Annotated in this window: 15 protein-coding genes and 1 tRNA gene; 10 read left to right on the forward strand and 6 right to left on the reverse strand. The window is 57.3% G+C overall.

Features of this window, described 5'->3' with window-relative positions:
- The first annotated feature begins 12 nt into the window (after positions 1–12).
- The 7 genes from bcsA to MXM41_RS18340 all read left to right on the forward strand — a co-directional run bounded on the left by bcsA (position 13) and on the right by MXM41_RS18340 (position 11,409).
- On the forward strand, positions 13–2,133 hold the full coding sequence (bcsA, locus tag MXM41_RS18310; RefSeq protein ID WP_325933524.1) for a UDP-forming cellulose synthase catalytic subunit: 2,121 nt from the start codon (positions 13–15) through the stop codon (positions 2,131–2,133).
- A complete protein-coding gene (gene bcsB / locus MXM41_RS18315; RefSeq protein ID WP_325933526.1) occupies positions 2,130–4,598 on the forward strand; it encodes a cellulose biosynthesis cyclic di-GMP-binding regulatory protein BcsB in 2,469 nt (822 codons plus the stop codon). The genes bcsA and bcsB overlap by 4 nt, the downstream gene beginning before the upstream one ends.
- A gap of 13 nt (positions 4,599–4,611) precedes the next feature.
- Positions 4,612–8,484: a cellulose biosynthesis protein BcsC gene (locus MXM41_RS18320; protein ID WP_325933528.1), complete on the forward strand. Its 3,873-nt coding sequence runs from the start codon at positions 4,612–4,614 to the stop codon at positions 8,482–8,484.
- On the forward strand, positions 8,484–8,948 hold the full coding sequence (bcsD, locus tag MXM41_RS18325; protein WP_325933529.1) for a cellulose biosynthesis protein BcsD: 465 nt from the start codon (positions 8,484–8,486) through the stop codon (positions 8,946–8,948). The genes MXM41_RS18320 and bcsD overlap by 1 nt, the downstream gene beginning before the upstream one ends.
- Before the next feature lie 12 nt (positions 8,949–8,960).
- A complete protein-coding gene (locus tag MXM41_RS18330) occupies positions 8,961–9,950 on the forward strand; it encodes a glycosyl hydrolase family 8 (protein ID WP_325933530.1) in 990 nt (329 codons plus the stop codon).
- A 337-nt stretch (positions 9,951–10,287) separates the two neighbouring features.
- Complete coding sequence (locus MXM41_RS18335) at positions 10,288–10,740, forward strand: hypothetical protein (protein ID WP_325933532.1); 453 nt, start codon at positions 10,288–10,290, stop codon at positions 10,738–10,740.
- A 54-nt stretch (positions 10,741–10,794) separates the two neighbouring features.
- Entirely contained in the window at positions 10,795–11,409 is a 615-nt protein-coding gene (locus MXM41_RS18340) for a Fic/DOC family protein (RefSeq protein ID WP_325933533.1), read from the forward strand.
- Here MXM41_RS18340 and MXM41_RS18345 read toward each other — a convergent pair.
- Both MXM41_RS18345 and MXM41_RS18350 read right to left on the reverse strand, forming a co-directional pair.
- Positions 11,406–11,564 (reverse strand): hypothetical protein, encoded by a 159-nt coding sequence (locus tag MXM41_RS18345; RefSeq protein ID WP_325933534.1) that lies wholly within the window; start codon positions 11,562–11,564, stop codon positions 11,406–11,408. The genes MXM41_RS18340 and MXM41_RS18345 overlap by 4 nt on opposite strands.
- Before the next feature lie 201 nt (positions 11,565–11,765).
- Positions 11,766–11,841, reverse strand: a tRNA-Ile gene (locus MXM41_RS18350).
- 125 nt (positions 11,842–11,966) lie between these two features.
- Between MXM41_RS18350 and mug the strand changes: the two genes are divergently transcribed.
- Positions 11,967–12,473 carry a G/U mismatch-specific DNA glycosylase gene (mug, locus tag MXM41_RS18355; protein ID WP_325933535.1) on the forward strand — a complete coding sequence of 169 codons (507 nt, stop codon included), beginning with the start codon at positions 11,967–11,969 and terminating at the stop codon, positions 12,471–12,473.
- Positions 12,474–12,575: 102 nt separating this feature from the next.
- Here mug and rpoD read toward each other — a convergent pair whose 3' ends face one another.
- The 3 genes from rpoD to rpsU all read right to left on the reverse strand — a co-directional run bounded on the left by rpoD (position 12,576) and on the right by rpsU (position 16,770).
- Complete coding sequence (gene rpoD / locus MXM41_RS18360; protein WP_325933650.1) at positions 12,576–14,465, reverse strand: RNA polymerase sigma factor RpoD; 1,890 nt, start codon at positions 14,463–14,465, stop codon at positions 12,576–12,578.
- A 107-nt stretch (positions 14,466–14,572) separates the two neighbouring features.
- Entirely contained in the window at positions 14,573–16,318 is a 1,746-nt protein-coding gene (gene dnaG, locus MXM41_RS18365) for a DNA primase (protein WP_325933536.1), read from the reverse strand.
- Positions 16,319–16,554: 236 nt separating this feature from the next.
- Positions 16,555–16,770: a 30S ribosomal protein S21 gene (gene rpsU / locus MXM41_RS18370; RefSeq protein WP_001144069.1), complete on the reverse strand. Its 216-nt coding sequence runs from the start codon at positions 16,768–16,770 to the stop codon at positions 16,555–16,557.
- Between the two features lie 237 nt (positions 16,771–17,007).
- Here rpsU and tsaD point away from each other — a divergent pair, with 237 nt between their 5' ends.
- A complete protein-coding gene (gene tsaD, locus MXM41_RS18375; RefSeq protein ID WP_325933537.1) occupies positions 17,008–18,021 on the forward strand; it encodes a tRNA (adenosine(37)-N6)-threonylcarbamoyltransferase complex transferase subunit TsaD in 1,014 nt (337 codons plus the stop codon).
- A 20-nt stretch (positions 18,022–18,041) separates the two neighbouring features.
- Here tsaD and MXM41_RS18380 read toward each other — a convergent pair whose 3' ends face one another.
- Positions 18,042–18,731: a response regulator transcription factor gene (locus tag MXM41_RS18380; protein WP_325933539.1), complete on the reverse strand. Its 690-nt coding sequence runs from the start codon at positions 18,729–18,731 to the stop codon at positions 18,042–18,044.
- Positions 18,732–19,066: 335 nt separating this feature from the next.
- Here MXM41_RS18380 and MXM41_RS18385 point away from each other — a divergent pair, with 335 nt between their 5' ends.
- Positions 19,067–21,118, forward strand: coding sequence for a S8 family serine peptidase (locus MXM41_RS18385; protein ID WP_325933542.1), 2,052 nt, complete (start codon positions 19,067–19,069; stop codon positions 21,116–21,118).
- The last annotated feature ends 3 nt before the right edge of the window (positions 21,119–21,121 follow it).

The following is a 21,121-nucleotide window of genomic DNA, read 5'->3' on the forward strand; positions in this document are numbered from 1 at the left end:
CCAGGACGTCCTATGAAAAAGGCGCTGTTTTATTTACTGCTACTGGTATTAGCACCCATTGCCGTGCTCATTATTATTACCCCAATGGATAGCCAGAAGCAGTATATCTTCGGCTTAATCAGCATTGGGGCGCTGCTGCTGCTCGGCTTCAGCAAACATCACCGCGTATCGGTAATCATGATGATTGTGGCCGTGTTAATGTCCACACGATATATCTGGTTTCGCGCCACGCAGACGCTGCACTTTAATTCCGAAATAGAGGCGATACTGGGGATCGGGTTATTTCTCGCCGAACTCTATATCTGGATAACCATTATTTTAAGTTATCTGCAAAACCTCTTTCCGTTGCAGCGCAAGATTGTGCCGCTACCGGATGATATGGCCCAGTGGCCGACGGTGGATATCTATATCCCGTCCTATAACGAGAGCCTGGAGGTGGTGCGCGATACCGTGCTGGCGGCGCAATGCCTGGATTATCCGGCGGACAAGCTCAGGATCTACCTGCTCGATGACGGCAAACGCAACGAGTTTGCGGTGTTTGCCGCCAACGTCGGGGTAGGGTACATCACGCGTAACGACAATTCCCACGCCAAAGCGGGCAACCTCAACCACGCCATGAAGCTCACCAAAGGCGAGCTGATCTGCGTCTTTGACTGCGACCACGTGGCGACGCGTATCTTCCTGCAGGCGACCGTCGGGGCCTTCCTGCAGGATCCGAAGCTGGCGCTGATGCAGACCCCACACTACTTTTACTCGCCGGATCCGTTCGAGCGTAACCTGTCTGCGGGTCGCGATATCCCTAACGAAGGCCAGCTGTTCTACGGGCAGATCCAGCGCGGAAACGATAACTGGAACGCCACCTTCTTCTGCGGCTCCTGCGCGGTGATCCGTCGCAGCGCCCTGGAAGAGATTGGCGGCTTTGCGGTAGAAACCGTGACTGAGGATGCCCACACCGCGCTGAAGATGCAGCGTCTGGGGTGGAAATCGGCCTATCTGGATATTCCGCTGGCGGCGGGCCTGGCGACCGAACGCCTGGTGGTGCACGTGATCCAGCGTACCCGCTGGGCGCGCGGCATGACGCAGATTTTGCGGGTCGATAACCCGCTGCTGGGCCGGGGCCTGAAGTGGCAGCAACGTCTTTGCTACCTCAACGCCATGCTCTCGTTCCAGTTTGCCTTACCGCGCGTGGCGTTCCTCACCGCGCCGCTGGCATACCTGCTGTTTAACCTGAACATTATCCACTCCTCGGCGAGCCTGATTTTCGCCTATATGCTGCCGCACCTGTTCCTCTGTATCTATGTGAACTCGCGGGTCAACGGGCGCTTCCGCTACAGCTTCTGGGGGGAGATCTATGACCTGGTGCTGGCCTTCCATCTGGTGCTGCCGACGGTCATCACCCTGATGTTCCCGAAACTCGGCAAGTTCAACGTGACGGATAAAGGCGCGCTGCTGGACGTCGGCTATTTCGACTTCAGCATTGTCCGCCCGCACCTGATCATCGCGGTGCTGCTGGCGGCGGGCGTGATTGCCGGGATTACGCGTGCCGTCGCCCATGACTACTTCGGGGTGGACCCGATGGTTATCGCCCTCAACGTCGGCTGGGGTGTCTACAGTCTGATCTTCCTGCTGGCCGCCATTGCCGTGGCGCGGGAAACCCGCCAGACGCGTAAAACCATCCGTATCGATGCCAACGTGCCGGTGGTGATCCACTACGCCAGCGGCATCTCTTCGCGCAGCCATACGCTGGATTTATCCATGGGCGGCTGCCGTATTGCGGTGGTGGACGACCGTCACCTGACCGATGAGATCGAAGAGATTGAGCTGCAATTGCAGTCCGGGGCGATCAGCATCCCGGTTAGCGTGATAGCGCACGATGAGCAGTTCATTCGCCTGATGTTTGCCGAGATCCCGCTGGACCGCCGCCGCGAGCTGGTGCGCGTGGTACTGGCCCGCGCCGATGCGTGGATCAATCCGCCAAAACCGCAGGACAACCCGTTCCGCTCGTTGTTTATCATTATTCGCAGCGTATTTGATCTGTTCTGGCTGACCTGGAAGGACCGTCGTAATAAGCGTCGTCAACGCCATGAGGATGCAGGGCGCAGGAATAACGCCACCGAGGATACCGCTGTATGAAAGGGATGACCCGTAAAGCGCTGCAGATGCTGTTTGTATTTGGCGTACTGGCGCAGCCGGTGACGGCGGAAGAGCCGACCACTGTGGAATCGCTGCTGCCGGCGGATCTCCCGCCGCCGGTAACGGACGCGGCGCAGCCCGCTGCGGATGCGGCGCCCGCTAACCTGCCCGCACCCGACACCCTGCCTGCCTTCCAGACGCCGCCCGCGGCTGAGACTGCGCCTGAACCGGCTGCCAGCCCGGCAGCGGATGCCGTGCCTGGAATGCCAGCGCCCGACGCCATGCCTGCCAGCCCGGTGCCGATGGGGATCGCCCCTGGCACCACCAGCAGCATCACCGTTGCCCAGATGGGCCAGCCGAACGGCGTGGTGCTGAGCGGTGGACAGCTGCAGGGCGGGATCGATTTTACCCTCTCTGCCGACCAGGTGATCACCAACGCCCAGCTGGAGCTGAACCTGAAAGTCTCTCCGGCGATGGCGGCCCGTAACACCACGTTGCAGCTGATGCTCAACGGCCAGCCGCTGGGGACGGTGCCGCTGGGCTCCGCCGACAGCAACGTGTCGAGCTATCAGCTGGATGTTCCGGCGGCGATGGTGGTGTCACGCAATAACATCAGCTTCAAAATTAACGACGGCGACGCGCTGCTGTGCCAACGGGATCTGTCGGACAGCTACCAGGTCACCATCATGCCGAACACGCGCCTCGATCTGGAGGCGCAGCAGCTGAACATTGGCGCGGATCTCAGCCATTTCCCGCGTCCGTTCCTTGATGAAATGCAGATGACGCCAACCACGCTGACCTTCGCCTTTCCGGCCAGAACGCTGCCGGAGCAGGTGGGGGCGGCGGCGTTGATTGCCTCGTGGCTGGGGATCGAAGCGGACTACCGCGGGATCTCATTTGATGCCCTGCACGACCAGCTGCCGGAGAAAAACGGCATCCTGGTCGGCAAGCCGGGCGAGTCGATTGGCGGCTTAACGCTACCCGCCTCAAACGGGGCGCTGCTGCAGGTGGTGGATAACCCCGCCAACCCGATCTACAAACTGCTGCTGGTGGTGGGCAATAACGAGCAGCAGCTGAAAGGCGCCGCATGGCGTCTGACCCGCGGTCAGTTCAGCGACCAGACCACCAGTCTGCCAGTGGAAGCTCAGAACATCCCGGTCAGCAAACCCTACGACGCCCCGCGCTGGATCCCCACCGATCGCCCGGTGCTGCTGAGCGAGCTGATGCGCAAAGATCAGAGCCTGACCGTGACCGGCATCTGGCACGAGCCGCTGACCCTGGGGTTCCGCGCCGCGCCGGATCTGTTTATGTGGGATGGCGACACCATTCCGCTGAAAATTGCCTATCGCTTCCCGTCCGAAAGCTGGATCGACGAGCAGCGCTCGTACCTGTCGATGACCTTCAACGGCACCTTCCTGCGTAACCTGCCGGTCAACAAGCAGGGACTGCTGGAAGGGCTGTGGCACAAGCTCGGCGGCGATGCGCGTCAGGAAAATTTTGTCATGCCGCTGGAGCCGTATCTGATTTATGGCGATAACCAGCTGCAGCTCTATTTCAATATCCAGACCAAAGAGAACGCCCCGTGCAGCGTGCTGCTCAATAACAACATCAAGAGCCGTATCGACGAAGACTCAAGCATCGATCTGAGCAATTCGCGCCACTTTGCGCTGCTGCCGAATCTCTCTTACTTCGTCGGCGCCTCGTTCCCGTTCACCCGTCTGGCGGACTTTTCCCAGACGGTGTTACTCCTGCCGGAAAACCCGAGTGAAAGCGAGATCGGCACCCTGCTGGATCTCTCCGCCCGCTCCGGTAACGCTACGGGTACCGCGCTGAACAACAACCGGGTAATGTTCGGCCTGCCGTCCGGCGGAGCGAACCTGCTGCGCCTGAGTGGAAGCGACGTACTGGCGGTCTCCTCGCTGGATCAAACCGCCTTCAACCGCGCGCTGCTGGCCCAGTCGCCGTTTGTCAGCAACGAGCACACCTTTGGCGTGCGCGAGCCTAAGCTGCTGGACAGAGTGCAGAACCTGCTGGAAGGGAACTGGAATACGACCGCCGTCGATGCCGACCACTACTTCTCGTCGAACGAATCCTGGCGCGGCTTTGTCAGCTTCCGCTCCCAGTGGAACCCGGAGCGTCTGGTGGTGATGGCGATCGGCAGCAACGACGATCAGCTGTCGCGCCTGCATAACGATCTTAACTCCGCCCGCATCAACGCCGGGATCCGCGGCGATACGGCGATCATCACCGATGAAAACGGCGTGCGCAGCTTCCGCGTCGGCCCGCAGTTCCCGAGCGGCCAGATGCCCTGGTACATAATGGTGGTGTGGTACGCCACGCAGCACTCCGCCATGCTGGCAATTTTTGGCCTGCTGTTCGCGACGATTATTGGCCTGAGCCTCTACTCGTTACTGAAAAAACGCGCGCATAAACGTCTTAACCCACAGGATTCAGATCGTGAGTAAGGGTGGTAACACTATGGAAAATAAAAACAAAACCGCCAGACATCTGCCTGTGCTTTGCCTGTTCAGCGGGCTGGCGCTCGGGGGCCTCCAGGGTGCCCAGGCGGCGGATGTCGCCCAGTCGGCCAATAACCCGGCGCTGAAAGCGCTGTTCGATCAGGCGAACTACTGGCACGAAAAGTCTCACGATAACCTGGCGATGGAATCGCTGAAAAAAGTGCTGATGGTGGACCCAAACAACACCCAGGCGCTCTACCTGATGGCCCTGTGGTCACAGCAGGCTGGTGACGTGAAAGGGGCCGCGCAGTGGCGCGAGCGCTTAACGGCGGTCTCGCCGCAGGATGCAAACCTGCAGGCGCTGGATAACGCGAAGCAGATGCAGCAGGTGCCGCGCGGACAGCTGGAGCTGGCCCGTCAGCAGGCGCGCAGCGGTAACATTCCCGCCGCGCTCGCCACCTGGCAGAGCCTGTTTACCGGCAGCCAGCCGCCGCCGAGCCTCGCCCCGGAATACTATCTGACCATGGCCGGGGACAAATCCCTCTATCCGCAGGCGGTGAGCGAGCTGCGTCAGCTGCGCGTTCAGTATCCGCAGGATAACAACGTCAAAATCGCGCTGGGCAAAGTGCTGACCTATCAGGAGGGCTCCCGCCGTGAGGGGATGGACATCCTGCAGGATCTGGCGAGCGGCAGTCAGGACGCCGACAAATCCCTGCGTCAGGCCCTGCTGTGGCTGGGGCCGCAGGCGGGCGACGACGCCTACTACCAGACCTATCTGCAACGCCATCCGACCGATACCGCGGTGCAGGATTATTATCGCAAGAGCATCGGCGGGGCGGCAAAAGGCGAAGGCTATGTGGCGCTGAACAGCGGCAACACCGATACCGCCCGCAGCCAGTTTGAACAAGTGCTGAAGGCCAACCCGGAAGACGCCGACGCGCTCGCCGGGATGGGTTACGTGGCCCTGCGTAAGGGCGACTATGCCGCAGGGGCGCAGTACCTGAATCGTGCGGCAAACCTCGGCGGTGCGGCCTCTGAGGAGCGCAAACAGCAGGCGCAGGATGCCGAATTCTACGGCCAGCTGGCCCAGGCGCAGGCGGCGTATAAACAGGGTAACGTCAGCCAGGCGCTGGCCCTGAGCGCGCCGCTGGCCCAGCGCAGCGGCGAGCAGGGGGCAGCCGCGAAGCTGTTCCGCGCCGACGTCCAGCGTCATAACAAAGATTACACCTCCGCGGAGCAGACCCTGCGCGGCCTGCTGACCGAGCAGCCGAACAACGGCGCGGCCCGGGAAAACCTCTACTACGTCCTGCGCGAGCAGAACAAAACCGCCGAAGCGCAGGCGATGTTGCAGACCCTGCCCGCCAGCCTGCAGGCGAGGCTCCAGCCGCGCGTCTCCGGCGGCAACCCGACCGATCCGCTGCGCCGTCAGGCCCAGCAGGCGGCGGCCAGCGGCGATCCGCAGCGCGCCATCGCGCTGTTGCAGCAGGGCACGGCCCGCTATCCGTCCGATCCCTGGCTGCGCCTCGATTTAGCCCGTCTGCTGCAGAAGCAGGGGCGCAGCGCCGAGGCGGCCAACGCCATGGCGCCGGCCTTCCGCCCGAACGCCAGCAACAGCGAGCTGTATGCCGCCGCGCTGTTCGCCAGCGAAAACAACGCCTGGCAGCAGTCGCAAACCTTGCTGTCGCGCATACCGGCCTCCAGCCAGAACCGCGATATGCGCGAGCTGTCGCAGCGGGTTAATTACAATTTGCAGATGAACGTCGCCGAGCGCTATCTGGCGCAGGGCGATCGCACCGCGGCGGCCAACACCCTGAAAGCGCTGGCGGCGCGTCCGCCGCAAAGTCCGGCGGATGCGGGCAAGCTGGCGCGGATGCTGGCCCAGAGCGGGGATGTCACTACCGCGGTGAGCGTGGTGCATGACAACATGCGTCGCGGCGTGCAGGGCAACGCCGGGGATTATGCCGATCAGGTGGCGGTGCTTAATCAGGCGGGGCTGGGCAGCGAAGCCCAGGCCTGGCTTGCGAACCCGGAACTGCAGTCGCGCAGTACGCCAACCCAGCTGGCGAGCATTCGTAACGGCTACGTGATCAACGAGGCCGATCGTCTGCGCACCCAGGGCAACTATGCCGCGGCTTACGACAAGCTGATCCGCGCCATGCAGAGCGATCCGCAGAACACCGATCTGATGTTTGCCATGGCCCGTCTCTATCAGTCCGGCAAGATGAACAAAGAGGCGGGGGTGGTCTACGACTATCTGATGACCCGCGACACGCCGCAGCAGGATGCGCGCGCCGGAGCCATCGACGTGGCGCTGGCCAGTAAAAACGTCGATAAAGCGAAGCAGCTGAGCGCCGGGCTGACTAACGACGGCACGCCGGAACGCCTGCTGCTGCTGGCGCGAGTCTCGGAGGCTGAAGGCAATCATCAACAGGCGATGAGCTATCTGCGCACCGCGCGCGGCAAGCTGCTCGGCCTGCAGGATAACAGCGGTGAAACCGCCCCGATGCTGGGCGGCCTGGCGCTGGCCGACAACCCGTTTGTGGGCACCTCCAGTACTGCTGGGGTGGCGGCGTCGCCGTCGCTCTACGGCCAGGCGATGCCCTGGCAGGTGGCCCAGCTGGCGCGTAATCCACAGACCGCGCCGCCGGGTACCGTGCGCAACGATCTGCCAGTGGAGAGCGCCCAGGCCGGAACGCTGCGCCAGGTCGATAACATGATGGAGATGCTGGTGGATAAAACCGCCACCTGGGCGCGGGGATCAACTGCCCTGCGCGCGCGTGACGGCGAAGAGGGGCTGAGCAAGCTGACCGAGATCAAGGCGCCGCTGCAGTGGTCCACCGTGCCGTTCGGCGACTCCCGTCTGGACGTTAACGTCACGCCAATCAGCCTCGATGCGGGCACCTCGTCCGATGAATCCAGCCGCCGGTTTGGTACCGGGGCGCTGATCCAGGGGCAGGTGGCCCAGGAGCTGTATAACGCCTCCACCACCACGCCGCCTGAACTGCCGAATATCGACCAGATTAAGGTGCCGTCCCAGGGCTCGCAAAGCGCCCAGGGCGTGGAAGTGGCGATGGCGCTTACCGGGGATCAGTACAAAATTGATGTCGGCTCTACGCCGTTGGGCCAGGATCTCAATACCGTTGTCGGCGGGATCCAGTGGTCGCCACAGCTGACCGATTACCTCAAGCTGATCCTCACCGGCGAGCGTCGTGCGGTGGTGGACAGCCTGCTCTCGTATGTCGGCGTGGAGGACAAATACAGCGGCAAGAAGTGGGGTCAGGTCACCAAAAACGGCGGCAGCGCCCAGCTGAGCTATGACAATACCGATGCGGGCTTCTACGCCGGGTTTGGCGTGTATGACTATGTCGGGGAGAACGTGCCGAGCAACACCAGCGTCACCGGTTCAGCGGGGGTCTATTTCCGCCCTTACTACGCCGACGATCGTGAGCTGAAAACCGGCATCAACATGAACTACATGAACTTCGACAAAAACCTGAGCTACTTCAGCTACGGGCAGGGGGGCTATTTCAGTCCACAGGACTACATCAGCGTCTCCTTCCCGGTGGATTACACCCAGAAATATGATAACTGGAACCTGGGATTAGGGGCCTCCATTGGGTATCAGTCCTACTCGCAGGATGAGAGCCCGTATTTCCCGACGGACGCGGCAATGCAGCGCCAGCTGGAAGATTACGTCGCCCGTGGTTTTGCCAAAGAGGCGTTTTACAGCGGCAAGAGCGAGAACGGCCTGGGCTACAACCTGCGCGCGTCAACGGACTACAAACTGAACAAAGACATGACCATCGGCGGGCAGATTGGGTATGACACCTTCGGTGATTACAACGAAAGCACCGCAAGCCTCTACTTCCGCTACCTTCTGGGGAATAAGTGATGAATGACCAACAGCTTTTGCAGTATTACCAGCATCAACAGTCGCAGTCGGGCTGGTTTGGACTGATCCACGTGATGGTTGAGACGATGGTGGCGAACGTCGGCGAGGCGCAGAGCCGCGCCTTCCTCGTGCAGATGGGCGATTCGCTTGGCGAGCGTTTTCCGCTGGAGCTGGCGCACACCGTGGGCGAACTCGAAGGGCAGATCAATGCCCGGCTCGCGGCCTTTAACTGGGGCTATATTGATATTGATGCCAGCGACACCGCGCTGCGCATCTGTCACACTGCGCTACCGGTGCCGCCTGACGAGGCAAAGCAGATGGCCTGGAACCACGCCTTCAGCGCGGTGCTGGAAGGACTCTATGCCCGCTGGCTGCGCGAGCAGGGCGGCAAATCACACGTTTCACTGTGGCGGGAGGCATCCCCCTCGGCTACGGTTATCCATTTCAGATATCAAAATAATTAATAAGGATCGGCCATGTGGCAGCGAGCTAAAATCGTGGTTCTGGCGCTGGGGCTGATAGTCAGCCAGCAGGTTTTCGCCGGAACGGCCTGGGACAGTTACAAGGCGCGGTTCCTGATGCCGGATGGCCGCATCATTGATACCGGCAACAACAGCGTGAGCCATACCGAGGGGCAGGGCTTCGCCATGATGATGGCGGTGCGCAACAACGATCGCGCGGGTTTTGACAAAATCTGGGCCTGGACGAAAAAGAATCTGCAAAATCCCGGGACAGGGCTGTTCTACTGGCGCTTTAACCCGGTTGCGGCTGATCCGGTTATGGATAAAAACAATGCCACCGACGGCGATACCTTTATCGCCTGGGCGCTGTTAAAGGCGGGTACGCAGTGGAACGACAATAGCTACCTGAACGCGTCGGACGCCATCACCAAAGCGCTGGTGGCCCGCAACGTCATTAGCTTTGCCGGTTATCGCGTGATGCTGCCAGGCGCGAAAGGCTTTAATCTCAACAGCCATGTGAATCTTAACCCGTCCTATTTTATCTTCCCGGCCTGGGAGGACTTCGCGAAGCGCAGCCATTTAACGGTGTGGCGTGACCTGATCAACGACGGGCAGAAGCTGCTGGTGAAGATGCGCTTCGGCAACACGCAGCTGCCGGCGGACTGGGTATCGCTCTACGCTGACGGGCGCGTGACCCCGGCCAAAGAGTGGCCGGCGCGCTTCAGCTACGATGCCATCCGCGTGCCGCTGTACGTGAAGTGGTATCAGCCAACCAGCCCGCTGATGGCGCCCTATACCGCTTACTGGGGACGTTTTGCCCGTACCCAGACGCCAGCGTGGGTGAACATCACCACCAACGATCCGGCGCCTTATATGATGGATGGCGGCCTGCTGGCGGTGCGTGACTTAGCGATGGGGCAACTCCCGGCGGGCGAGCCGCAGATCACGGCTCAGGAGGATTACTACTCCGCGAGCCTGAAGATGCTGGTGTCGCTGGCGAGATAAGTATTTCCCTCCAGTAACGGGATTATGGAAAGCGCCTCGCAAGAATGACTTGCGGTGGCGCTTTTTGCTTTGTGTGGGGGAGAGCAGGGCGTAGAGTCTCCTCGTTGCGGTGAAACCTGCAACCGGGCGTAGGAACCCGCTTTAGTACAAGGTGACCCAGATTCACGATCTGGTGTCCTGCCAGCGCGTATCCCGATATGATTACGGTGGCGCTGGCGGAGCAGCCGAAAGGCTGGCCGATCCCCTTGTACGTCGGCATTCCTACCTCCGTCAGCGTCACCCCCTGAGCGTAGGAACTTTGGTGGTGATCTTATTTCTCGTACAAGGAGGATGCCTTATGGCTACGATCCCAACCCTGCCTTACCCCGAATCTGACGAAAGCGTTATCCGTCACTTGCTCACCTCGCCCCTGCCTGTCTCTGCTGACCTGTTTGAGGTCACGGATCGTTGCGCGGCCCTGGTGACGATTCTGCTTGAAACTAAAGAAATTGCCGAACGTCTGGCGTTATGCGGACGGCTGTCGCACGTGCTCACCCGACTGGCGCAACTGTGTGATGAAGATTTACCCCCGCACCTTATCGCCCAGCTCACCGTTGATGAACTGCCGGATTCCGTCATGCCGCACTGCTGGCAGGAAACGTACCTGATGGTTGAGTATCTCCAGTCGCTGAATCGGGCGTTACTGGGAAATACGTTGCCGGGTGAAGTGGCGCAGGATCTGACCGGGCTGCTGCACGATCTGGTGTATATCTTGCGGGATTATGTGAGGGAGCCGTACCGGACGCACTAGTATTGCTTGTAGAGAGGCTGGCGGTTACCGCTGGCCTTGATAAAGGGAAAGCGTATGCAGAAATACACCCTCAATTCAGCTGAGGTACATTATCAGCCCGGATCCGGCGGCAAGGTGCTCATGAATAAGCTTGGGATCGCTGATGAAAAGCAGATGGAAAGAATTGAATCTGGCTTAATGATCCTGCTGTATGAAAAGTTATTTATCGATAATCAACTGCCGGTAACACTGACATTTAACCTTATCCGTAAATGGCATCGTCAATGGCTGGGAAATGTGTATGAATGGGCAGGCAAATTGCGAAATGCCAATATTGCAAAGGATGGTTTTCAGTTTGCATCAGCAGAACGTATCACAACGCTTATTACTGAATTCGAGAAGCAATTTCTTAGTCGATACCCACTTTTACCGTCAATATCACGGCCAGAATTAGTATGTTATCTTGCTGAAAGTCATGTGGAATTTATTTTGATTCATCCTTTCCGGGAAGGAAATGGCCGCTTATCGCGTTTGCTTTTTGATGTACTTTCGATGCGTGCCGGAAAAGGATTGTTGGATTACAGCTTATGGGATAAGCATAAAGGCTATTATTTCAAAGCGATTCAGGCGGGAATTTCCGGGAATTTCAACCCCATGATGCGACTGGTTAGCGATATCTTGCCGGACTAACGTGCAAGCCTGATTGCTTTTGCCTCAGACAAACTGCGTTTAAGCTGTTGTTCAATTTTTTCTACAGGTGCGCCTGTTTCAATTGCAGTAGAACTGGCAACTGAGCGATAGATTTGCGATTTAGTCACGCGAGGTGAAGTCGTTTGTTTACTCATTTGAAGACCCTCTTTATCTTGCTGGATTGTAGTTTCGTTGGATCAGGCTTGCAAGGTGAGTATTGATTAACGCTGTCTGATGTCAGCAAACAAGCCGTTTGGTTACCTGTTACGCAGTGTAAATGCCTGCGTGAAATATCCTGTGAATATCCCCAGAAAAAACAAAAGGGCCGGAGATTTCTCTCCAGCCCTTGCTGTATCTGGTGGCCCCTGCTGGACTTGAACCAGCGACCAAGCGATTATGAGTCGCCTGCTCTAACCACTGAGCTAAGGGGCCGTGGCGGAGGATTATAAAGTAACTCCGCGCTTCAATCCAGCCATAGACACCTGCCTGCTGTTTTTATAAACAACGCATTTTCAATCTTTTATACTTTCAGGGTGTTCTATTCATCGGGAGTAAAAATGATCAGCGATATCCTTGCGCCAGGCCTGCGGGTGGTGTTCTGCGGCATCAATCCGGGCAAGTCCTCTGCCCACACCGGTTTTCACTTTGCGCACCCCGGTAACCGCTTCTGGAAGGTGATCTACCAGGCAGGGTTTACCGATAAATTACTCAAGCCGGAAGAGGAGCAGCAACTACTGGATACGCGCTGCGGTATCACCATGCTGGTGGAGCGCCCGACGGTGCAGGCGAGCGAGGTGAATCTGCACGAGCTGCGCAGCGGCGGGCGCGAGTTGATTAAGAAGATGGAGGACTACCAGCCTGCGGCGCTGGCGATCCTCGGCAAGCAGGCGTATGAGCAGGCATTCAGCCAGCGTGGGGTGCAGTGGGGAAAGCAGAGCATTACTATCGGCGCGACCCAGGTGTGGGTGCTGCCCAATCCGAGCGGGCTGAACAGGGCGACGCTGGATAAGCTGGTGGAGGCGTACCGGGAACTGGATGAGGCGCTGGTGGTGCGGGGGCTTTAAGTCCGGGGCGGCCTGATGCCCTCACCCTGGCCCTCTCCCACAGGGAGAGGGAATAAACAAAAAAAAAGCTCCCCGTAGGGAGCTTTTTGCTGTTTACCTGGATTAGTCGTCCAGGAAGCTACGCAGCACTTCAGAGCGGCTCGGGTGGCGCAGTTTACGCAGCGCCTTCGCTTCGATCTGACGGATACGTTCGCGGGTAACGTCGAACTGTTTACCCACCTCTTCCAGCGTGTGGTCGGTGTTCATATCGATACCGAAACGCATACGCAGGACTTTCGCTTCACGGGCGGTCAGGCCAGCCAGCACGTCGTGGGTGGCGGCACGCAGGCTCTCGGTGGTGGCAGAGTCCAGCGGCAGCTCGAGGGTGGTATCCTCGATGAAATCACCCAGATGCGAATCTTCATCGTCGCCGATTGGCGTTTCCATGGAGATTGGCTCTTTAGCGATCTTCAGCACCTTACGGATCTTGTCTTCCGGCATCAGCATGCGCTCGGCCAGCTCTTCCGGCGTCGGCTCGCGGCCCATCTCCTGCAGCATCTGGCGGGAGATACGGTTGAGCTTGTTGATGGTCTCAATCATATGCACCGGAATACGGATGGTGCGCGCCTGATCCGCGATAGAGCGGGTGATCGCCTGACGGATCCACCAGGTTGCGTAGGTGGAGAACTTGTAACCACGACGGTATTCGAACTTATCAACCGCTTTCATCAGACCGATGTTACCTTCCTGAATCAGATCCAGGAACTGCAGACCGCGGTTGGTGTACTTCTTGGCGATAGAGATAACCAGACGCAAGTTCGCTTCAACCATCTCTTTCTTCGCACGGCGGGCTTTCGCTTCACCGATGGACATACGACGGTTGATATCTTTAACCTGCTCGATGGTCAGGCCGGTCTCTTCTTCAATCTGCTGCAGCTTCTGCAGGCCGCGCTGAACGTCGTCAGCCACGTCGCGCAGTTTTTCAGACCACGGCTTGTTCATCGCGATAGCCGCGTTGAACCAGGTTTCGCTGGTCTCGTTGCCGGTGAACAGAGTGATAAAGTTCTTCTTCGGCATTTTGCACTGTTCAACGCACATCTTCATGATGATGCGTTCCTGGGTACGTACGCGATCCATCATCACGCGCATGCTGTTCACCAGGTAATCGAACTGTTTTGGCACCAGACGGAACTGTTTGAACACTTCAGACAGCTTCAGGATCTCTTCCTGAGAGACAGCGTGGCTGCGGCCTTTCGCTTTGATGGTGTCGCGGGTGACTTCATACTGCGTGCGCAGTTCAGCGAACTTCTCGCGAGCCAGTTCAGGGTCGATGCTGTTGTCGTCATCGCTGCTGTCGTCATCGCCATCTTCGTCGTCTTCGTCTTCGTCATCATCCATCTCTTCCTGAGACAGTTCAGAACCGACATGCGTCGCCGTTGGGGCCATGTCTTCTTCCGCGTTCGGATCGACAAAACCGGTGATCAGATCGGACAGGCGGGCTTCTTCGGCCTCAACGCGATCGTACTGCTCAAGCAGATAGGTGATCGCTTCCGGGTACTCGGCAACGGAACACTGAACCTGGTTGATCCCGTCCTCGATGCGTTTTGCGATGTCAATTTCGCCTTCGCGGGTCAAGAGTTCGACGGTGCCCATTTCACGCATGTACATGCGAACCGGGTCGGTGGTGCGGCCGATTTCAGATTCAACGCTCGACAGAACCTGTGCAGCAGCTTCTTCTGCATCTTCGTCGGTGTTGTTTGAGTTTTCAGCAAGCAACAGATCATCGGCATCAGGGGCTTCTTCCATCACCTGAATACCCATGTCGTTGATCATTTGGATGATGTCTTCGATCTGATCGGAGTCGACGATATCTTCCGGCAGATGGTCATTGACCTCGGCATAGGTCAGATAGCCTTGCTCCTTACCACGTTGGACAAGAAGTTTCAGCTGTGACTGCGGGTTTTGCTCCATAAGACGGTATCCACACTTATTCGTTTGATTGGTGTCGGCGATACGGCTGCCAACCTTTAAAGCGAGGGCGTACTTGTATTTTTGCCGCTGCCTCTCAGTGCGGCTGTCGGGGTCTTCCCGAGCGATATTCGGCACTTAAGCCGTTAAATTCATTTCCGGGCGCGTGCTTCAGTAATCACACGCACCTCTTCGCGTTCTGCTGGCGTTAACCCGTGGGTCCGCGAGCGCGCGATCAATTCAGAGAGCCGCAGCTCGAGCATTGAGTCGAACATGTGGTTCAGCGAGTCGGTGAAGGTCTCTTCAGCGATGTCTTTATCTGCTATATCGTCCCACATCGACAGTTTTTCAAGGGTTGCAGACGCTTTTGTTCCGCGATAGTGCTCTAAAAGTTGCCCGGTGGTCAGACCTGGCTGTGACAAACAAGTGTTGACCAGTTCTGCAAATAAGCCAAGTCCGGGCAGCTTTTCATGGTCCAGTCCCACAAGAGAGGGCACTTTTGGTGCCAGTTCCGGGTTTTGTACCAGCAGTCCTATCAGTATACGCATGGTTGTGCGTTTTAGCTGAGGCGCGGGGCGAACCGCTCCGCTTTCAGCCTGCTTTGGCATTAAACGTTCCAGCTGACTGTCATCCAGAATGCCGAGTTTCTTACCCAGCTCCTGGCGCAGGTAGATGCGTAACGTTTCGCCGGGCACCTGGGTGATTAACGGCAGCGCCAGCGTGCTGAGCTGCGCGCGCCCATCCGGGGTGCTCAAATCCACCTGCGGCATCAGGCTGTTAAACAGAAACGTGGAGAGCGGCTGAGCCTGCTCCATCCGCGCTTCAAATGCCGCTTTGCCCTCTTTACGCACCAGCGTATCCGGGTCTTCGCCGTCGGGCAGGAACATAAAGCGCAGCTGGCGCCCGTCGGTCATATAAGGTAGTGCCGTTTCCAGCGCGCGCCAGGCGGCTTCGCGTCCGGCCCGGTCGCCGTCGTAACAGCAGACGACAGTATTGGTCACCCGGAACAACAGTTGAATATGGTCAGCCGTGGTGGAGGTTCCCAGCGACGCCACGGCATAGTTAATGTCGAACTGCGCCAGCGCCACCACATCCATATAGCCTTCGACCACCAACAGCCGCTGCGGTTCAGCGTTATTCTGCTGGGCTTCATACAGGCCATACAGCTGGCGGCCTTTATGGAAAATATCGGTTTCCGGGGAGTTAAGGTATTTCGGCAGGGCATCACCCAGCACGCGGCCACCAAAACCAATTACCCGGCCACGCTTGTCGCGAATGGGGAACATCACCCGTTCGCGGAAGCGGTCATAGCTACGTCCCTGGTCGTTGGTGACCAGCATGCCCGCGTCGATGAGTGATTTACGATCTTCGCTATTGCCGCCAAAACGCTTTAACACGTTATCCCAGCCGGGAGGGGCGTAACCAATAGCGAAACGCGCAATAACATCGTCGCTCAGTCCGCGCTTGTTCAGGTACTGACGCGCAGGCTCAGCGGCAGGTTGCTTAAGAGACTGTTGGTAAAACGAATTCAGGCCGTCCATCAGTTGATACAGCGTTTGACGTTGATGACGCTCTATCTGGCTGGGGCCGCTGCCTGCTTCATAAGGCACTTCAAGGTTGTGCATGGCAGCCAGCTCTTCGACGGTTTCAACGAACTCGAGCTTGTCGTAGTTCATCAAAAAGTCGACGGCGTTGCCGTGCGCGCCACAGCCGAAGCAGTGGTAGAACTGCTTTTCACCGTTCACGGTGAAAGAGGGGGTTTTTTCGTTATGGAATGGACAGCACGCGTGATAGTTCTTGCCCTGCTTTTTCAGCTTTACCCGCGCGTCGATGAGATCGACAATGTCGGTTCTTGCCAGCAGATCGTTGATGAATACGCGTGGGATTCGTCCAGCCATAGGCCCCGTAATTACACTTCATCCTTCAAACTGTCTCAGCGTTGGCTGCGCTGGTTCACCCCTGTCACTTACTTCAGTAAGCTCCGGGGATTCACTCACTTGCCGCCTTGATACAGTGTGAATGATTTTGTGTATTTTCAAATGCTCAAACGAAAACAAGCCGCGCATTCCTTCCGGAAGCACGGCCTTACGACTACTACTCTGTCTGACAATTGAGGACGTGCGTCCTCAATAGATTAGTACAGACGAGTACGGCGTGCGTTTTCGCGAGCCAGTTTCTTCGCGTGACGTTTCACAGCAGAAGCTTTAGCGCGCTTACGTTCAGTCGTTGGTTTTTCATAGAACTCACGACGACGAACTTCAGCCAGAACACCTGCTTTCTCGCATGAACGCTTGAAGCGACGCAGTGCTACGTCGAACGGCTCGTTTTCACGTACTTTAATTACCGGCATGTAACTCTCACCTTTATAAATTCGGTTTGCCGCTGGCATCAACGCCAGCTTATTTCAAAATGGTGCGGAATTTTACTGCAATTGCTGCTGCTTTGTAAAGCACCGCGGCCGTTTTTGAAAGGGGACTTTTATAAGGGTGAGGAGTATACACGAAGTGAACTCCAGGGGTGAGGAAAGTTTTACATCAACCCGCCCAGGCTCTACACTGCGCGGTATCTGAGTGAGGTAAAACAAGTCATGCGTGTACTGGGTATTGAAACATCCTGCGATGAAACCGGCATCGCGATCTACGACGATGAAAAAGGGCTGGTCGCCAACCAACTGTATAGTCAGGTAAAATTACATGCTGACTACGGCGGTGTGGTGCCGGAGCTGGCCTCCCGCGACCATGTGCGTAAAACCGTGCCCCTGATCCAGGCGGCGCTGAAAGAAGCAGGCTTTACGGCAAAAGATATTGACGCCGTAGCCTACACCGCCGGCCCCGGTCTGGTCGGTGCCCTGCTGGTTGGCGCCACCATCGGACGATCGCTGGCGTTCGCGTGGGATGTTCCTGCCATCCCGGTTCACCATATGGAAGGGCATCTGCTGGCGCCGATGCTGGAAGAGAATCCCCCTGAATTTCCGTTTGTGGCGCTGCTGGTTTCCGGCGGTCATACGCAATTGATCAGCGTCACCGGTATTGGTCAGTACGAACTGCTGGGCGAATCCATTGACGATGCGGCGGGAGAAGCCTTCGACAAAACTGCCAAGCTGCTGGGGCTCGATTATCCTGGCGGCCCGATGCTGTCGAAGATGGCGGCCCAGGGCACGGAAGGGCGCTTTGTCTTCCCGCGTCCGATGACCGACAGACCTGGCCTGGATTTCAGCTTCTCGGGGCTGAAAACCTTCGCGGCGAATACCATCCGTAATAATGAAGACGACGACCAGACTCGCGCCGACATCGCCCGTGCGTTTGAAGATGCGGTGGTGGATACGCTGATGATCAAGTGCAAGCGCGCGCTGGATCAGACCGGCTTTAAGCGTCTGGTGATGGCGGGGGGCGTGAGCGCTAACCGTACGTTGCGCGCGAAGCTCGCGGAGATGATGCAAAAACGCCGCGGTGAAGTGTTCTACGCCCGCCCGGAATTTTGCACCGATAACGGGGCGATGATCGCCTATGCCGGCATGGTGCGTCTGAAATCGAACGCCACGGCGGATCTCAGCGTCTCCGTGCGCCCACGCTGGCCGCTGGCGGAATTACCCGCCGTCTGATACTCCCCCTCGCCCGGATGTCAGATAGCGATATCGAACATCCGGGTGCTCACCAGCAGGCTGTAAAGCTGGCACGTGTTGTTCACCCCCAGTTTTTCCATCGCCCGCAATTTATGTGCGCTGACGGTTTTAATGCTCAGGTGCATGCGCCGGGCGATATCTGTCAGGCTTAGCCCCCGGCAGATGTAGCGCAGCACTTCATGCTCGCGCAGGGACAGCGTTTCACGGGGCATTTTCCCGCCGTGGAAAAGGGCGCTCATCAGCGAGTGTTCAACATAAATTTCGTCCTGAACAACGGCCTTAAGCGCCTGATTGAGGGTCTTCTCATCGGCGTGACGGCTGAGCCAGGCGCTGGCACCCGCCTCCAGCGTCAGGCGGATCAGCAGCGGATTTTTATCGGACGACAGCACCATCACTTTTAGCGTCGGGTAGTGATGATTCAACCACTTAACCAGCGCCAGACCATCCATATTGTTAAGTGGGTTCTGGCTCTGCGGGGCGGTAAGCGTACGGCCCAAAAACAGAATGTCGGGCGTGTGTTGCGTAAGCAGGGCCAGTAAATCGGCAGTGGTGGCCGCTTCGCCGGTGAAAGCCAGCGTCAGGGAGGCTGCGATGTCCGCAACGGCAGGATAGCTGTCCATGAGCATGGCATTAATCCCCCGGCGAATAATGGCGTGTTCATCCGCAATGGCAATCTTGAGTGGCATCATTTTTCCTCAGGCGTGTCGCGTAATGTTAATTTTATTGGTGCAGGCTGGCGCTATTCTATATTAAGGTGAAAGTTCGCGATCGCTGTCGTAAAAACACTTTTATAGTAAAGTGTGCTTGCGTTAGTTATTTTCTTTTCCTTTATTAGGTTGTTTTGGTTATTTTTATTCTCAATCCTTATTGACATAATGAGTAATGGTGAAAACATTTTTTCGCTTTTTATGTTTAGAGCATTCTTACTGCTTTAAAAGAGAGATCTTATAGGCCAGCGAACATTTTTACTTCATGCTGAATACAGGACGCATGTTTATTAATGTCATTAAGGAACGTTGGCAAAATGAAAAAGAGAATTTTATCGCTGTTAATCTGTGCGATAGTCACCGGCTCGGCCTGCGCCGAAAGCGCACCGCAAGCGATGCTGGCTCAGGAAGGGATTACCTATGATGCTATTGTCGTTAAACTTAAATCCTCACCCGATTCTAAAGCACACCCAGTCTTAACCCTGAGCGATCCTTCACTCGCTGCCACCGTCATGTACCCTGTCGATAAAAGCGCGGCGGGCGCTGCCGAATTGCTGGCGCTGAATAAACGTTATGGCTTCGATCGTTATTTACGGATTAACTTACCGGTTAATAAAAGCCAGGACAAACGCTACATTAACAGCATTATTACTGAGCTGGAACATCATCAGAATATTGAGTCCGTTTATCCTGAGTCGCTGCCTGTTTCGTTAGAAGAGACGCCAGAGGGAACCACGCCAGCTAAACCAAAGTTAAAGTCGTCGGCAAATAATCTCACTGCGGCGGCTGTCCCGGATTATCGCCATCTTCAGGATTATTTAAAATCACCTGTCGAAAAGCGCACGGGTTATTATATGGGGGGAGTTAACCGCGACAGTGTAAATCAGTATCAAGGCAACGAAGGGGAAAATATCACCCTCGTCTCTTCCGAAAACTGTGTCTGGAATGCCAATCACGTCAATTTACCGCCGGTGGCTTTTAGCAATGGAAGCACCAGTGAGACCTGCAAAAGCCGGGAACATAATACGGCTTCTGTCGGCATTCTGGCTGCGCGGGATATCGGCGCCGGTATACGCGGGCTGAGCTGGAAAAGTAAAGTGGGCTATGCCACCTGGCCGTCGGTTCACCTTTTTAACCTGATCCCACAGTTAAAAGCGGGGGATGTGGTTTCGCTGAATATGCAGATGTACGGCGCTGAAACGGCGGTCAGCACCTGCAAAAAAGATTGTTATGTCCCCATTGAATTCGATCAGGCCTACTACAACGTGATCAAAGCGCTCACCGACAAAGGCGTGTTTGTGGTGAGCTCCGCAGGCAACGGTGGTATTAACCTTGATGCGCCGGGCTTCAACGGCATGTGGGACACCCACGTCCGTGATTCCGGGGCGATCATCGTCGGTGCATTCTGTGCCAAAACCGGTATGAAAGCCTGGTACAGCACCTATGGCAAGCGCGTGACCAGTTCATCCTGGGGCTGCGATGATGTCTTCAGCACCGGTTATGGCACGTTTAATAACACCCTCAACGCTAACTACACCCATAACTACGGTGGTACCTCATCGGCGACGCCGATTGTCGCGGGGGTTGTTGCCAGCCTGTCGGGAATCGCAAAAGCCCACGGCATTACGGTGACGCCACTTCAGATGCGACAGATCCTCCAGGAGACCGGGACGCCTGCCGCGAGCGGTACCGCTGGGATCATCGGTACGCAACCCGATATGGCGCGTGCCGTCGCCAGGATTCTGGCCCTGAAAAACGGCGGTGACACCCTGCCCGCCCCGACTGCGGCGGCAGGAGCGGATTACTCAATGACTTCCTCTGCCACGGGCATCAGCACCTGGCCGCTGGACGGCAGCAAGAGCCTGAATGCGAAGTCATATAACTGGAGCGTGACCAAAGGTTCTGGCACCTTCTTTGTTCAGGAAAAACTGAACGGTACCCTGAGCAATAGCGTTAACAGCGCTCACGCTTACGCGGTGATCCCGGCCAATACGGAAGGAGAGGCTACCTTCACGCTGACCACTACTGGCGAAGATGGCCGTACAGCCCAGGACAGCATGACGATTAAGGTCAGCAAACCGGCTGCTCCGGCGCAGGATCCAACCCCGGCGCAGGACGAAACGCCATCCCAGGACCAGTCGCCAGCCCAGGATACGACGCCACCCCAGGATACGACGCCAGCGAAAGACACCGTGCCGGCTTACAATCCAAAAATTGCCTATCCGGTGAAGTGCACCAAAGTCTCCCATAACGGCAAAATTTGGCTCAACCAGTGGTACGTCAACCCGGGCCAGGAAGAGCCGGGCAAAGGCTTCAGCACCTGGGGCGTCTGGCGCGAGCAGGGCGCATCGAATAACAGCTGCAAATGAGCG

The sequence above is a fragment of the Leclercia adecarboxylata genome (assembly GCF_035787115.1).
GTDB lineage: Bacteria > Pseudomonadota > Gammaproteobacteria > Enterobacterales > Enterobacteriaceae > Enterobacter > Enterobacter adecarboxylatus_E.